The following is a 14,515-nucleotide window of genomic DNA, read 5'->3' as shown; positions in this document are numbered from 1 at the left end:
TTTGCTGTCGATGGGTAGCTCTTATAAGAAATATTCTGGAGCGGGAAATACTTTCGCTGTTTGTGAAGCAGCAAGTCTTTCTGATGAAGAGTGTTCTCGTTTGAGCATGCAGACGGGGACTGATGGGCTTTTGGCTCTTTCTGATTCTTCTGTAGCGGACGTCGCTGTTCGCATTTTTAATAGTGATGGTTCTCGTGCGGAGATGTGTGGGAATGGGCTCAGGTGTCTAGTTTTTCACGTAGCTACTCAGAGAGGATTGTCGGAAGTGAGTGTGGAAACCTTTTCGGGGATCTATAAAGCCACAGTATCTTCTTCAGGTCAAGTGACGGTCGACATGACCAAGGAAGACTGGAACTTCCGTCCTGTCTCTTTAGGAAAAAGTTTTTTTCCAGAAAGTCGTATGTTTTGGCTGAATACTGGGGTTCCGCATTTGGTTGTTTTTGTATCGAGAACATTATCTGAGGAAGAAGTTTTTGATTACGGAAGAAAGCTTCGTTGGCATGACGTTTTTTCTCCCGAAGGTGTTAACGTAAATTTTGCCACATTTATAGGCAACAAAGAGATAAAGGTGTTTACCTATGAGAGGGGCCTAGAAAGAGAATCTCAGGCTTGCGGTACCGGTGCTGTAGCTGTAGCTTTGTCGGCAGCTTTTCTACAACCAATAGGTCTTCAGGTTTATATAAAAACAAGATCGGAAGGTGTTTTGGTAGTAGACTTTTCTGAAGATAGAAAAAAAGTTTTTTTAACAGGCCCTGTTAAAGAATTAAAACTTTCAGAGGAATCTATAGTTTGAACATTTTGGACTAGAACTTTTCTTGATTGCTAAGAATACTTGTTTTATAATCCCTCCTTATGACTACATATCCTATTCCTCAAAATCCTTTGCTACTAAGAGTACTTCGCTTGATGGATGCCTTCTCAAAGTCTGATGATGAGAGGGATTTTTATTTGGATCGTGTCGAAGGGTTTATCCTTTACATTGATTTGGATAAAGACGAAGAAGATCTTAAAAAAATCTATGAAGAGATAGAAACTCATGCTGACAGATACTGTTTGATTCCTAAGTTGACCTTCTATGAAACGAAGAAGATCATGGAGACTTTCATTAATGAGAAGATCTATGATATTGATACTAAGGAGAAGTTTTTAGAGATTCTTCAAACTAAGAATGCTAGAGAGCAGTTTTTAGAGTTTATCTATGACCATGAGTCAGAATTAGAAAAGTGGCAACAGTTTTATTTGGAACGCTCCCGGATACGAATTATAGAATGGCTTCGGAACAATAGGTTTCACTTTGTTTTTGAGGAGGATTTAGATTTTTCTAAAGATACTCTCGAACAGTTAAAAGTGCATCTTTTTGATACGAAGGTTTCTAAGGATATAGCTCAAGCTCGTCAGCTGTTAATGAATAAGGCTAAAGTTTATTATTCTAATGAGGCTTTGAATCCTCGACCTAAAAGAGGAAGACCCCCCAAACAGACAGCTAAAGTAGAGGCAGAGACGGCGGTTTCTAGTGATATCTATACGCAGGTTCCTCCCGCAGCAAGACGTTTTCTCTTTCTTCCAGAAATTACTTCGGCTTCTTCCATTACTTTCTCGGAGAAATTTGATACTGAGGAAGAGTTTTTAGCCCACCTCAGAGGAGCCGGTCGGGTAGAAGATCAGCTGAATTTGGCTAATTTGTCAGAAAGATTTGCTTCATTGAAGGAGTTATCGGCTAAGTTAGGGTACGATTCTGAAGAGGATCTCGGTTCAGGAGATCTTTCTTTCTTCGATGATGATGACGATGACGACGACGAAGACTCTGTCTTGTCTAAGAAATCAGCGAAAGCTGCAGGATCTCGTAGGGGGAGAAAAAAGAAATCTTAGGAGTTTTTCTGTGCTACCCATATCGTAGCGCTTCCTAAAGTGAGAGACTTAGTTTTCTTTATACAGAATCCTTCTCCCTCCAGCATTTGGGAAATTTTTTCGATTTCTGGTAAACCTTCGATACTTTCTTTCAGATGGTCGTACGCGGAGGGATTTTCTGTAAAAATGCTGCCTATGAAAGGTACGTAAGTTTTTAGAAAGAGTTTGTGAGCTTTTCTAACTATAAAATTTTTCTCCGGTTTTGTAAGTTCCAAAATATAGAAGAAACCTCCAGGGACCAAAGTGCGGAACACTTCTTTTAGGCATTTCCTCACATCTTTTAGATTACGTAATCCATAAGCCATAGATGCTAAAGGAATAGATTCATCAGAGAAGGGAAGCGAGGAAACGTCTTGCTCCATCAAGGTGTACCTTGGAAAAAATTTTTCGCCTCGATTTTTTGCTATGGCAAGCATTTCTGGGCAAAAATCCACTAATGTTGCTGTAGCGTGAGGGTATTTACGCAGATATTTAAAAGTTATGGCTCCTGTGCCAGCGCACAAGTCGACCAAATGTAAGTTTTTTATGTCATGCTTTGTATATGTAAATTTCTCTATTTCTCGGATGAGAGAAAAATTCCAGTAATGGTGGTTTCCCAAAGACAGTAAGGAGTTTATAAAGTCGTATTTAGAAGCTATTGCTTTAAAAAAAAACTTAATTTCTGAGGAACTTCTCATCGCGATTGCAGAGCGCTTGGTTTTGTAAGATGATTTGAAGAGGATAGTTCTTCGTAATATTTACGAAAAGTGTCTAATCCTCGAAGTTCTTCTTTTCCTAGACGATACTGGCAATGAGAGTAATAACGTTTTAAATAATCGATGGGGAGGAGAGTCTTCTGCTTTGCTCTGGTAAGGACTAAAGCAGGATCTTGTTCAAAGAATTTGAGAGAAGTGTCCAAAAAACTTTCTAAAAGTTTTTTTTGAGAAAAATTCGGGGATAAAAGAAAGCAAGCAAAAACAAAGGGAAGACGAGTAAGTTCATACCATGCATTGGCTAGATCATAAGTGACTAATCCTTGTATGATTTGGTTTTTTAGAGCTGTATCTCCGATAAGTAGAATGCCGTCATATTGAGAGTAATTTTGCAACAAGATTTCTGTAGAGGTACTAATGAATTTCGGGTTTATTTTCCATAGTCTATTACATAACACTTGCAGCAGAGCTACAGAGGCACAGCTTTCTTTAGTGATGGCAATTTTTGATAGAGTAGATGAGTAGGAGAACAAAGAAGGTTTGGCATATAGATTTACGCTTAGAATATTCTTATAGGCTGCTATACCATAGGTTGGTAGAAAAGCTGCCGAAGGTAAAAAGGTTCCTGTACTTCCTGTCAGAAAGACTTCAGAAGGGGTAATATTTCTATTTGAAGGAGAAAAGGTTAGAAAGCGGCTTAAAAGCTCAGAAGGCTTTCCGAACCATAAATCGACAGAAGGAAAGGAAAGAATGCCCCCATAGTAGAGAGGTAGAGCGTTAATATAATCTACGCAACCGAGTTTGATTAAACTGTTTGAGAATTGACCAGACAAGGTTTTCGACCTATTCCAGAAATTAATTTTTGCATGCCAGGAATATCCATACGTACGGGATCTTTGGAGGATGCCATCTGGAAAACTTGTTCTCCAATATGGGTGGAAGAAAAATCATTAGCTCCACAATTAAGCATTTCTAGAGCGTTAGTTATACCCAAGTAATTCCATAAAGACTTTATATTGTCAAAGTTATCTAAGAATAGACGTATTGAGGCAAATAACAAGGCAAGGCGGAGAGGGGAGCGATTTTTGTAACGAGAGATCTTGCCTAGAGCGTTATTCTGGTTAGCAAACTTTAGCGGAACCAAAGTTTTAAATCCGTGTGTTTCGTCCTGTAAGTCTCTTAATTTTTTTAAGTGCTCAGCAATATTTTGGGGCGTTTCTATATGATCAAACAGAAGAGTTGCATTGGTTCTTAATCCCAACTCATGAGCTGTCCGATGAATTTCTAAAAAACGATCGGAAGAAATTCTTCCTGGAGAGATAGTTTGTCTGAGAGAATCAACAAGAATCTCTCCTCCTCCTCCGGGCAAACTTTGGACACCCGCATCGCGAAGTGCCTCTAAGATTGATTTAACATCTGTACCGTGAAGTTTGGCCAAGTAGTCGTATTCTACCGCCGTGAGCCCTTTTCGGTGCAGTTTAGGGTAATATTCCCTGAGTAAAGAAAACAGTTTTTCGAAGTAAGGTAAATTGCAATCTGGGTGACATCCAGAGACAATATGAACTTCAGAGATTGGTTGAGAAACTTTAGAAATTAGCTCTAGTAACTCTTCGGGAGTATGCCACCACCCTTTAGCATCGCCAGGCTTAGCGTAGAACGCGCAGAATGAACAATTAAACTCGCAAAAGTTTGTAGGGTATAAATAGTAGGTGGAAGAGAAGAAAACTACGTCACCCACTCTAGCACTGCGTACGTGATCTGCTAGTTTTTGAATGAAAGAAATTTCCTTCTCCGTAGAAAGAGCAAGCAATCCGACAACGTCATCCTCAGACAGCCGCTCACCCCCAACTACTTTATCGAGAACACGCCCACAGAGCGCCCCCGGAGGAGTCAAATCGATAACACCACCCACTGCGACCAATCCTTAATCTCATTCATCAGGGCGTTGACTATGCAAGTTTTCCGGTTTATTTTCACAGTTTTTTTTTCGGCAACATTCTTCTTTCCCACAACCCTTCGTTAAGGGTTTTCCGAAAAACAGAACACCCGCAAACAAACAAAGAGCCGAACAAGCGATCAAAATGAATGATAATAGAACCATAACAAGAACAGACATCTTCGCTTCTCCTAAAATAATGTGTTAAGCAGTAATTTTATTTAGAAGGCTCTACATCTACCCATATTGGAGAACTCCAAGCCATAGCTCCATCTACCTGGGTTACTCGTAAGTAGTAAAATGCAAAAGAAGGTTTATTCTTATCAGGGGACAAGGCTACAGTGGACAGATCTGTCATGTCGTCATATTCGTAGTCTATCTGCAAGGATTCTTGGGGAGAAAAGGTATGCAAAACGTCGCCGTTCCTGATGATTTCAACTTTTTGCAGTTTGCTGGTTCCCGCAACATATCCCGAAATGTGGCGATTGACCATGAGACCAGGCTTTGCTGCTGTTGAAAGCTCAGTACCCATAGGTTCCTGAGCTATGTGGAATCCTAATATAATCCTGGGACCAGAGGTAGCATAGCAATGCCGTTTAAACAAAGCATCCATTAAGGATTCTCTAGTATATTTTGAGGAGACGATTCCTGTAAATCCGGGTGAATACTGTATCTGACCATTATCAAAGAAAGTAGAATAAGGCCCTCGATCATCATACCCTCCAGCGACAAATCCAAAACGTTTATTACGTTTTAAAGCGTGGATGATTGTTCCAGATTCTTCCTCCGTGTCGAAGCCTTTTATAGGGAAAGGATTACCGTTAGCTTCAGTTGTTTCTGAGCTTCCCCAAGCGTTATAGATTTCCACAACTCTCTCAAATTCAGGATGGAAGGAGTCAAAATTGTAACCATATTTTTTCGATGCTGTGAAACATGGGATGGAAATAAAATCTTTAGGAGAAGAGTTTTTATAGAGTTTCGTTAATTGCAAATGCTTGTTATCGCGCTGTTTCGTGTGAGATTTGTTATCTTTGCAAGATAGAATATGGCGGATGCCTTCTTCCTTAGTATTTCCGGCGTATTGAAAGCCAAGGACGGTAACAAACCGGTCTTCTTCGTTAAAATCTGAAATATTTTGGGATATTAACTTCCACAAGTCGCTAGAAATACCTTCTGACCCCTCGAAAGAAGAAGAAGCAAAGAAATTGAAAGCTTTTTCATCTCTGAAGTGTCTTAAGCACGATTCGATATTTTCTTCGGCGTCCAGTCTCTCTGATTCACCATGCAGCAATCCCCACATAAGATTAGGACTTGCATCAGGAAAGCACTTTACCGGCGCAGAAACAAAGCTCTCGTTAGTTGACAAGTTGCGCAATTTAATTCGGTAGATACCTGTCTCATTGAAATAAAGATTGGGAAGAACAACGAAACCTGTTTCTGGAATGAAAAGCTGCCAACTGAGGTTTTCCCTTAAGTGTTCGTAAGAAAGCTCCACACGTGTCGATTCGGGAGCGAAATTAGTTAAGTTTCCAAACTCATCTTCGAAACGAACTGTGATATCAAATCGTTTGTTTTTGGTGACATACGAAGGAGTAAAAATAAGAATTTTTTTGAGAACATTCCCTCGAATGTCCATGGAAAAAACTTCCGTTTCTTCCTCCCCGTTACCAGTATCCACGTGTAGCAGGAAAGGTTTTCTTCTTTGAACAAAAAGCTGGGACCCGTTGCCTAACTCATCATTGTCTGGTCCTTCGGGATTAACTCCCATGACGATGGTTAGTGTTTCTCCTATATCAACAAGAGAAGGGAGAACAAACTCAAATTGGGGGACAAGTTTGCCTGGGGCTCTGACCGGTTTGGCTTTAATGATTTTTCCAGAGGGGGTCTTTGCATAGATGACATTCTTAGGAGAGGTTAGATCTGCAGTGGGCACTTCCCAATCGATAACACGTCCAGAACCCTGAAGATCGAATTTCAACTTTGTGCCCTTGGGTAAGGGCATTGCTGGGTTATAAAGAAACTGCCATGTAGATATCTGCCCGGCTCTGGCTGAAGAGGGGTCGACGTAACATACGGATCTGCGCATAGGACCACAATTTTAAGATAAGACAAGGAGCAGATCATATAGGAGAAAAGTGTTTTTCTCAATCTTCCTGTTGATTTAGTGATGATAAAGCATCCTCTAAAGAGGCATAAATATGGAAGTAAGAAAGGAATCCGGTTACATACAATGTTTGTTCTATGGTTTTAGAGACTGTAGTTAGTACTATTTTGCCAGAATTTTTCCCTGCTTGATGATAACTTTGCAGTAGTACCCGAATGCCAGCACTAGACATGTATTCTAACTTACTACATTCCAGAACGATATTTTTAGTTCCAGAAGATATTTCTTCAGAAATTGTTTTTTGAATGGAGGGGGAGGAGACACCATCTAATTTTCCTTCGAGAAAGAAGACTGTTGTATCCCCATGCGTTTCCTTTCGAATGTCACTCATATTCAGGTCTCCTTATTTGCCATTTAGGGCAGTTTTACAATTTTGTCTACTGTGATCTGCCCATGTGCGGTATACATCTTCATGTGCAGGTAGGATGTTAATACGTCCCAGGCCTGAACCATACCCTTATTGGCATTTTCAGAAAAAAGTCTTTTGAGGCAAGCAAATAGAGTAAAGATGCTCTTTTTATAAAAGAAATTTTGTTGGACCCTGCAAGTCTATTGATCGGAAGAAGAAGGTTTCTTCAGAGGAGTAATTTTCAACTTTCCAATGCTTCGTTCAGAACAGCTAATAATTTCAATATCAAATTGTTCGTGATTCAACTTCATTCCTTTTTGTGGCACAGCTCCGAGCTTATGAAAGACATGTCCCCCCAGGGTGTCGTAGCTATTTTCATGGTCAATGTGCAGCTGGAAAAGCTCTTCGGCATCTGAAATGTTCATCCTTCCATCGACTATCCAAGAGTTACCAAATTTTCTATAGGGAAGATCTTCTTTACTATCATGTTCGTCAGAAATTTCTCCAATAATCTCTTCTATAATGTCTTCCATTGTGACAATTCCTTCAGTGTACCCGTATTCGTTGACAACAATAGCCAGATGTTTTCGATGCTGACGAAAGTCTTGAAGCATCAAGGTAGCTTTCTTGATTTCTGGGGTATACATGGCAGGTTTAGCAATGGAGGATAGAGGTTTGAGAGTTTTATCCGAATTGCAATGCTGCAGTATGGATAAAAGGTCTTTGACCAAAACTATTCCTGTAACTGTATCTACACTTTTTCTGTAGATAGGGATCCTGCTATACCCTTCGCTAGTGATTTTAGCCATAGCCTCTTGTATAGGGAGCTCTTCTGGAAGAGCGAAGATATCTATTTTGGGCACCATTACTTCGCGAACGATAAGATCCTCGAAAGAAACCAAAGCTTCTTCCAGTTTGCTATTAAATTCTTGAGTGATAGCAGCTTTTGGTTTTGATGCCGGAGCTTCTTCTGTGGGTGGGGGACTGAGGAAGGAAAGTAGCTTTTTTGCTGGCAGAACGGTTGTTGCACAAAAAGTTCCGGTAAAGATAAAAAGTTTTTTTACTCTCGAGGAAAGATGCCGAGAGAGCCAGGAAGGAAGTACGTATCCAAGCAATATGGCTAACAAAAGAGAAGGCCACAGCTTTTGCTCCTCAGAATAATTTTTCATAAGAATTAAGGGGTAGTAAAGGTAGAGGGATACTGAGAAGAGAGATAAGATATTGTTATACGAACTATTAGCATTTGTTTTTGACGGAAATAGTCTCTTGTATAAGCGACAGAAAAAAGGAGGAGGGGGTTCTTTGCTAGAAATTGTTAGAGAGCAAAGAAGAAACAAGACGAGGGTGGGAACCATTGGAGTTTGCATATTAGGTTTCTTAGTGGCTAAGCTCTCAGGATTAAAGCAGCTTCTTCCAACAAGGACAAGTAAAAATTTTCTTTCCTTCTCATTTTTCGTCTGTCTTCAGGAGCTATGTCATCATAACCTACTAGGTGAAGGATGGAATGCACGACGTAACGTGTGATTTCTTTGTATAAGGCCTCTTCAGTTATTTCCTTCGCCTGTCGTGAAAGATATCTATGGGCTGCTTTTGGATCTATAAAGATTTCGCCAAGGACATGGGGAGAAGAAGGCTCTCCTGGAGCATCTATAGGCACCGTGATGGTGTCCGTCAACGAGGGATCATTAAACAAGCGACCATGCAACTTTGCCAGAGTGTGTTCTTCGACAAAATGGACATACAAAAGATCCGTAGACACGGAGAGATGGCGGACAACAAAACCAACAACTTGCTTCACAGACTGCGCGGAGATAGGCACCCCCTTCTGTCTATTCGACACGAAAACTTTCATGTATAGAAGCAAGTCCTGATTTTACATAACGTGCTAAAGCACTGGTGTCTTGGGAAGACCGGTAGCTTTCTTAGCTGTTTCATTTTTCCACCTTCCCAATTTCTTTAACACATCAATGCGCTCAAAACGCTTTAAAACATTGCGTTTTTTTACTCCCTTTACGGATTTTCCATAACTTGGATGGCGAGACATAAATCTTCCTCTTTGATTAACCGATTCTCGGAATAAAAACCAATCCGTTGCTCTCTACGACATTTTCCCGAGCCTTGTACGCGATACGAGGAGCTGGAGATGGATGCTTAATTGCATACTTAGGTTTTCTTTTTTTAGGGCACATGGCTCTTCGCCTAGCCTGTTTACTCATTCTTGTCATGACTACAAACCTGAATTTCTTTTGAAACTTCAAAACCTCGGAGGAGAGAGGTTCTGGTCCCTGAGGGGAAATCCCCATCTTTGGAGGTGCAGGTTATCAGATCAGGTAATATTTTTTCAAGATTTAGGTCCTTTCAGTATGATTTTCGTGTGCGTCTGTACTAGCATTTTCCTCGGGAATAGGCGAAGTGCACTCCGGGGTCGAGCACAACACTCCGCAAGAGATAATATATTTGAAGGCATCTTCAATTTTCATATCTAAAAACGTAACTGTTGATCGAGGAAACACGGTAAGGAAGCCAGAGGTTGGGTTAGGGGTCGTTGGTATAAAAACGGTAACTAGAGGATCCTCTTTGTCTTCGGGTAAGGAGCATGGATTAGGGGCATCGCCAGAGACAAGACCTATGCATCGGATATTCTCTGAAGGGAAGCGGACCATGACTACCTGCTTAAAGGATCCTGATTGAGACCCAAATATAGTTGTCATTACTTGTTGAGCGGCTTTATATACGGTCTTTATGATAGGGATGCGATGTAGAATTTTGTCGTAGATAGATAGTAGAGATTTAAAAACCATCAGACGAGCCAAGAAACCCAAGAGCACTGTAACAAAGAACAGGCCAAAAAGCAGGATAATTTGTAAACAAAACCTCAAGAAGGCCCTATGTTGACTATAGAAAGAAAATTTTTCGAAAAAACTTGAGGCTAACCCTACAAAAGGTTGGGTTAAAAAATTTACAATAACTCCTACGATAGCGACTGTTATTGCTAGAGGGAGTAAAATTACTAACCCTGTGATAAAGTGTTTTCGCATTTAATTCTCCAAAAGATCAAAGAAGATAAAGGTTCTATCCTCTCCATGGTTAGAAGGACAACCCTTCAACTCGTGCAACTGCTTATTTTAGGTTCAATTTGAGTGGTTTTTGCCTGGGTACAGGATATCAATAACAGGAAAAAAGTAAAAAGTTTGTTGTAAAATGTCTCTAAATGGACTTTCATTTGGTGTTTAGGTTTTTAGATTTTTTTTGACGAGAAACTTTTTTTTTCCTACACGTCTTGGTTTTAGGGGAGGCTTCCTTTCTTGGAGAGAACCTTTGTCTTCTCTTAGTTTTTTTTTCTTTTTTACTTGATGGCAGTCCCTCTTCCTTAGGATCGTTCTTGGAAACTGGCTCCCAAAGAACTTCTTTTGTCATTAAATTCACAGAAGTTAGTCGAACAAAAAATTTGCTTCCTGGAGGATATTTTTTTATCTCTCCTTCATTTTTTTCTTTGAATTCCTCAGGAAGAAGTACGGAGGGAAGGAAACCCTCTTGGAAAAATTCAGGAATGGAGAATGACATGCCTTCCTTAGTTGAAGAAATAACCATAGCCTCGTAAGTGGTTGATGGCGAGTTTTCTAAGAATTTTTTTATAAATCGGCATTTTTTTATTGTTTCGTAATCGTTTTCTGCTCTAGCAGAAATTCTTTCCGTATTTGAGCAGTTTCTCACAATTTCCTCCAAGTGGGATTCAGAAACAGCCATAGAATCGAATAAAAGTCGATGAACGATGAGATCTGCGTAACGACGAATAGGGCTTGTAAAATGTGTGTAGTAGTCGAGACGCAAGCCATAATGTCCCTTATTTTCTACGGAGTAGATGGCTGTTTTCATGCTTCTGATGAAATGGGTGGCAAGAAACTTTTCTAGCGAATGACCCGCTGCTGTTACCTGTAGAAGATGTTGGAAATCTGGTTCTTCTTGGTTAGTAAAGGTGATCTCAAATCCTAACTCCTTAGCTAATCTAGTGAAAGATTCCAAACTTTCTGAATTGGGCTCCTCGTGGATACGAAACGGAAGAGAGACTCCTTGATGACTGATGTGGTAGGCAACAACCTCATTGGCTTTAAGCATAAACTCTTCAATGAGACGATGAGAATCTGTTTGAGAATTCTCTACCAAGGCCACAGGTTCTTGCTTAGAATCAAGGGATATAGTGATCGAGGGGGTCACAAAGCGTATGCAGCCGCGTTGTTCTCGAATTGCGGAGAACTTATTGCTGAGCTCATGCATATTTGCAATGGTCTTTGCTACAGGGTGTGTGATTTTTCTTTGTATGATATCATCCACTTCGTCATAAGTCATCCTGTATTTGCTTCGTATAACGCTTCGAAAAATATTATAATCCGTGAGATAACCTTCAGGAGAAAAAGTCATAAATACAGAAACGGCAAGACGATCTACGTTAGGCTTTAGGCTGCACAAATCATCGGACAGAGCGAAAGGCAGCATAGGTATAACTTTCCCGGGAAAATAGACAGAATTACACCTTTTAGCTGCTTCTTTATCCAATGCTGAATTAGGTCTTACGTAGTTTGACACGTCAGCAATATGCACGCCCAAGATATAGTTATTGTCTTGATCATAAGTCAGAGAAACGGCATCGTCAAAATCTTTCGCTGAAGAAGAATCGATGGTGAAGCAAAGGAGGTCCCTTAGATCTTTTCTTGTTTCCGTAAGCTGGGAAATTTGTTCTTGTGAAAAGGACTCAGCTTCTAGAACTGCCTCTGGAGGGAACTCCTCCACTAAAGAAAATTCCTCTTTTACGGTAGCAAAATCTGCAGAAGCATCGGATAGATTGCCGAGAAATCTCTCCATTTTAAATGGAGATGCAGACAAAGAGCCTTTGGATGTCCATTTTTCATTTTTTAATAAGATACGATCACCTTCTTGGTAAGTTTTTCCAGGGATAAGGCTCGCCTTCACGGTTGCATCTTGACCAAAGGTGGGGACATAAACGATGGCTTTTAGGGGGGATTGGAGGGAAATAATAGTTCCCACAACAGAGGTTTTTTTTCTGGACAGAACCTCTTGTATAGTTCCTTTATATTTTCCATCTTTGTTGCTACCGGATTCTGAAACACGCACGGAAACGACATCACCTTCAATAGCCCCTTTGAGATTCCCTGGGGGGATAAAAACATCAAAAGCTAGATCTTTAGGATCTGAGGGGTGGACGAAGCCAAAGCCTTTCCTAGGGTTTATGGTAAGAGTGCCTGTAACTAAAAATGAAGAGGATTTTCTGAACCTAGGTAGCTTTAAAGGACGTTTTTTCGAAGAAGAGGAACGTTTAGTTTTTTTTGCTTTCAAAAGGAGTTTCTCCAGTAAACGCACTCGCTTTCGCGAGGAACTTTGTTAATATAGCATATAATGGAAAGTTGGTTATTTCAAAAGGGTAACCAACCTTCAAAGAAAACCCCGCCGGAGGCGGGGCTCAGGGATTTTATGGTTAAGAATTTTCTTTATCAAGAATTTCTACTTCGGCTTCCTCAACATTTTCAGCAGCTGCTCCGCCGTTTTTGTTAGGAGGGGTAGTGCTGAAGCTATGTTTTTTCAAGTCCTCAGTATTTATATTGGGTCCTCCTGCTTGTCCAGCCGCTGAAGCGCTTTGTGCTTGCATGGATTCGCCAATTTTCTGCATGTGCTTGCTGAGATCTTCTGAAGCCGCTTTGATGGTTTCAATAGGAGCTTCATCTTTGAGAGCTTTGCGTACAGCATCGACTTTTTCCTGAATTTCTTTTGCGAGAGTTTCAGGTATTTGGTCTTTATAATCGCTCAACGCCTTGGTTGCCCTGAAGGCATTACTATCTGCTTCGTTTTTGATCTCGCTTTCTTCTCGACGTTTTTTATCTTCTTCTTTATTGGCTTCAGCCTCTTGGATCATACGCTGGATCTCATCTTCTTTTAATCCGGAACCAGCTTCGATGCGAATTTTTTGTTCTTTGCCGCTGGCGACATCTTTCGCTGAAACGTGTAGGATACCGTTAGCATCAATATCGAAACATACTTCAATTTGGGGATGTCCTCTAGGCGCTGGAGGAATGTCCGTAAGATCGAACCTACCAATTTCTTTGTTGTCCTTAGCCATAGGTCTTTCTCCTTGTAGAACAACAATGGTTACAGCGGGTTGGTTATCGGTTGCAGTAGAGAAGATTTGTTTTTTTTGCGTGGGGATAGTGGTGTTCCTTTCTACAAGGTGGGTCATCACTCCACCCAAAGTTTCGATCCCTAGGGAAAGAGGAATAACGTCTAAGAGAAGAACATCTTTAACCTCTCCGCCCAAAACTCCACCTTGAATGGCTGCTCCGATAGCGACTACTTCATCAGGGTTTACCCCTTTGTTAGGTTCTTTTTTGAAGATATCTCTAACAACTTCTTGAACTGCAGGCATACGAGACATACCTCCTACAAGAAGCACATCATCTATCTGATCAGGAGTGAGCCCAGCATCTTTGAGAGCTTTTAAGCAAGGCTCTTTAGTTCTAGAAATAAGAGGTTCTACCAGTTGTTCAAAAGCAGATCTTGTTAGCGTCAAAGATAGGTGTTTTGGCCCAGAAGCATCCATAGTGATGAATGGCTGATTGATTTCCGTAGACTGAACACCAGACAACTCTATTTTCGCTTTTTCTGCAGCGTCTTTTAGTCGTTGCAAGGCCATGTTATCCTTACTTAAATCTATTCCTGTTTGTTGTTTGAATTCTTGAATCATCCAAACAATAATGGCCTCATCAAAATCATCTCCTCCGAGATGAGTATCTCCATTCGTGGACAGCACTTCGAAAACTCCGTCACCAATTTCCAAAATAGAGATATCAAAAGTTCCCCCTCCTAGGTCGAAAACAGCAATTTTTTTGTCCCCTGCTTTGTCTATACCATAAGCGAGGGCAGCTGCAGTAGGCTCGGGGATGATTCGTTTTACTTCAAGCCCGGCAATTCGGCCAGCATCTTTTGTGGAAGCTCTTTGGGCATCATTGAAATACGCTGGAACAGTAATCACAGCTTCTGTAACGGGTTCTCCTAAGTAAGCTTCGGCTGTCTCTTTCATTTTCATGAGGATTTGTGCGCCGATTTCCTCTGGTGTGTATTGTTTTCCCTGCACTTCAAAAACAGCATCACCTTGATTCCCGGAAGTTACTTTGTAGGGAACAGTTTGAATCTCCGAAGCGACCTCACTGAATTTTCTTCCGATAAATCTCTTTGTAGACCCTAGAGTATTTTCTGGGTTTGTTACAGCTTGGCGTTTAGCAGGGATTCCGACTAATCGTTCGGTGTTTTTAAAAGCAACTATGGAAGGGGTTGTTCTAGTTCCCTCTGCTGAGGTGATAACTTTGGGTTGGCCGCCTTCCATGACAGATACGCAAGAGTTGGTAGTTCCCAAATCAATGCCAATGATTTTTCCTGATCGTCTTTTTTCGCTCATTGTT

15 protein-coding genes are annotated in these 14,515 nt (G+C 40.8%); 2 read left to right on the top strand and 13 right to left on the bottom strand.

The window, feature by feature from the left end:
* The first annotated feature begins 10 nt into the window (after positions 1-10).
* Together dapF and KJA62_RS03540 are read left to right on the top strand one after the other, a co-directional pair.
* Positions 11-793 carry a diaminopimelate epimerase gene (gene dapF, locus KJA62_RS03545; protein ID WP_213318644.1) on the top strand — a complete coding sequence of 261 codons (783 nt, stop codon included), beginning with the start codon at positions 11-13 and terminating at the stop codon, positions 791-793.
* Positions 794-852: 59 nt separating this feature from the next.
* Positions 853-1,869 (top strand): UPF0158 family protein, encoded by a 1,017-nt coding sequence (locus tag KJA62_RS03540; protein WP_213318643.1) that lies wholly within the window; start codon positions 853-855, stop codon positions 1,867-1,869.
* Here the strand turns inward: KJA62_RS03540 and KJA62_RS03535 are convergent.
* From KJA62_RS03535 to dnaK, 13 genes are all read right to left on the bottom strand, one after another.
* Complete coding sequence (locus tag KJA62_RS03535) at positions 1,866-2,585, bottom strand: ubiquinone/menaquinone biosynthesis methyltransferase (protein ID WP_213318642.1); 720 nt, start codon at positions 2,583-2,585, stop codon at positions 1,866-1,868. The genes KJA62_RS03540 and KJA62_RS03535 overlap by 4 nt on opposite strands.
* Positions 2,582-3,433: a menaquinone biosynthesis protein gene (locus KJA62_RS03530; protein WP_213318641.1), complete on the bottom strand. Its 852-nt coding sequence runs from the start codon at positions 3,431-3,433 to the stop codon at positions 2,582-2,584. Before KJA62_RS03530 ends, KJA62_RS03535 begins: the two co-directional genes overlap by 4 nt.
* Positions 3,406-4,500, bottom strand: a complete 1,095-nt coding sequence (locus KJA62_RS03525; protein WP_425513839.1) for a CofH family radical SAM protein — start codon at positions 4,498-4,500, stop codon at positions 3,406-3,408. The genes KJA62_RS03530 and KJA62_RS03525 overlap by 28 nt, the downstream gene beginning before the upstream one ends.
* A 30-nt stretch (positions 4,501-4,530) precedes the next feature.
* Positions 4,531-4,716 (bottom strand): hypothetical protein, encoded by a 186-nt coding sequence (locus KJA62_RS03520; RefSeq protein ID WP_213318640.1) that lies wholly within the window; start codon positions 4,714-4,716, stop codon positions 4,531-4,533.
* A gap of 37 nt (positions 4,717-4,753) precedes the next feature.
* Entirely contained in the window at positions 4,754-6,622 is a 1,869-nt protein-coding gene (locus KJA62_RS03515) for a DUF3604 domain-containing protein (protein WP_213318639.1), read from the bottom strand.
* A gap of 58 nt (positions 6,623-6,680) precedes the next feature.
* The gene (locus tag KJA62_RS03510; protein WP_213318638.1) at positions 6,681-7,031 is read right to left on the bottom strand and encodes an anti-sigma factor antagonist; all 351 of its coding nucleotides are present in this window, start codon (positions 7,029-7,031) and stop codon (positions 6,681-6,683) included.
* A 218-nt stretch (positions 7,032-7,249) separates the two neighbouring features.
* Positions 7,250-8,416, bottom strand: a complete 1,167-nt coding sequence (locus KJA62_RS05210) for a transporter associated domain-containing protein (protein ID WP_425513831.1) — start codon at positions 8,414-8,416, stop codon at positions 7,250-7,252.
* Positions 8,417-8,433: 17 nt separating this feature from the next.
* Complete coding sequence (gene ybeY, locus KJA62_RS03500) at positions 8,434-8,901, bottom strand: rRNA maturation RNase YbeY (RefSeq protein WP_213318637.1); 468 nt, start codon at positions 8,899-8,901, stop codon at positions 8,434-8,436.
* Positions 8,902-8,934: 33 nt separating this feature from the next.
* Positions 8,935-9,093 (bottom strand): small basic protein, encoded by a 159-nt coding sequence (locus KJA62_RS03495; protein WP_213318636.1) that lies wholly within the window; start codon positions 9,091-9,093, stop codon positions 8,935-8,937.
* Positions 9,094-9,109: 16 nt separating this feature from the next.
* Entirely contained in the window at positions 9,110-9,274 is a 165-nt protein-coding gene (locus KJA62_RS03490) for a hypothetical protein (RefSeq protein ID WP_246481912.1), read from the bottom strand.
* Between the two features lie 123 nt (positions 9,275-9,397).
* Entirely contained in the window at positions 9,398-10,087 is a 690-nt protein-coding gene (locus KJA62_RS03485) for a DUF502 domain-containing protein (protein WP_213318635.1), read from the bottom strand.
* A 181-nt stretch (positions 10,088-10,268) separates the two neighbouring features.
* Positions 10,269-12,401 (bottom strand): ribonuclease R family protein, encoded by a 2,133-nt coding sequence (locus KJA62_RS03480; protein ID WP_281412403.1) that lies wholly within the window; start codon positions 12,399-12,401, stop codon positions 10,269-10,271.
* A gap of 139 nt (positions 12,402-12,540) precedes the next feature.
* Complete coding sequence (gene dnaK / locus KJA62_RS03475) at positions 12,541-14,511, bottom strand: molecular chaperone DnaK (RefSeq protein ID WP_213318634.1); 1,971 nt, start codon at positions 14,509-14,511, stop codon at positions 12,541-12,543.
* Positions 14,512-14,515: the final 4 nt, after the last annotated feature.

The sequence above is a fragment of the Chlamydiifrater volucris genome (assembly GCF_902806995.1).
Classification (GTDB): domain Bacteria; phylum Chlamydiota; class Chlamydiia; order Chlamydiales; family Chlamydiaceae; genus Chlamydiifrater; species Chlamydiifrater volucris.
This window is presented reverse-complemented; position numbering and strand designations above follow the sequence as displayed.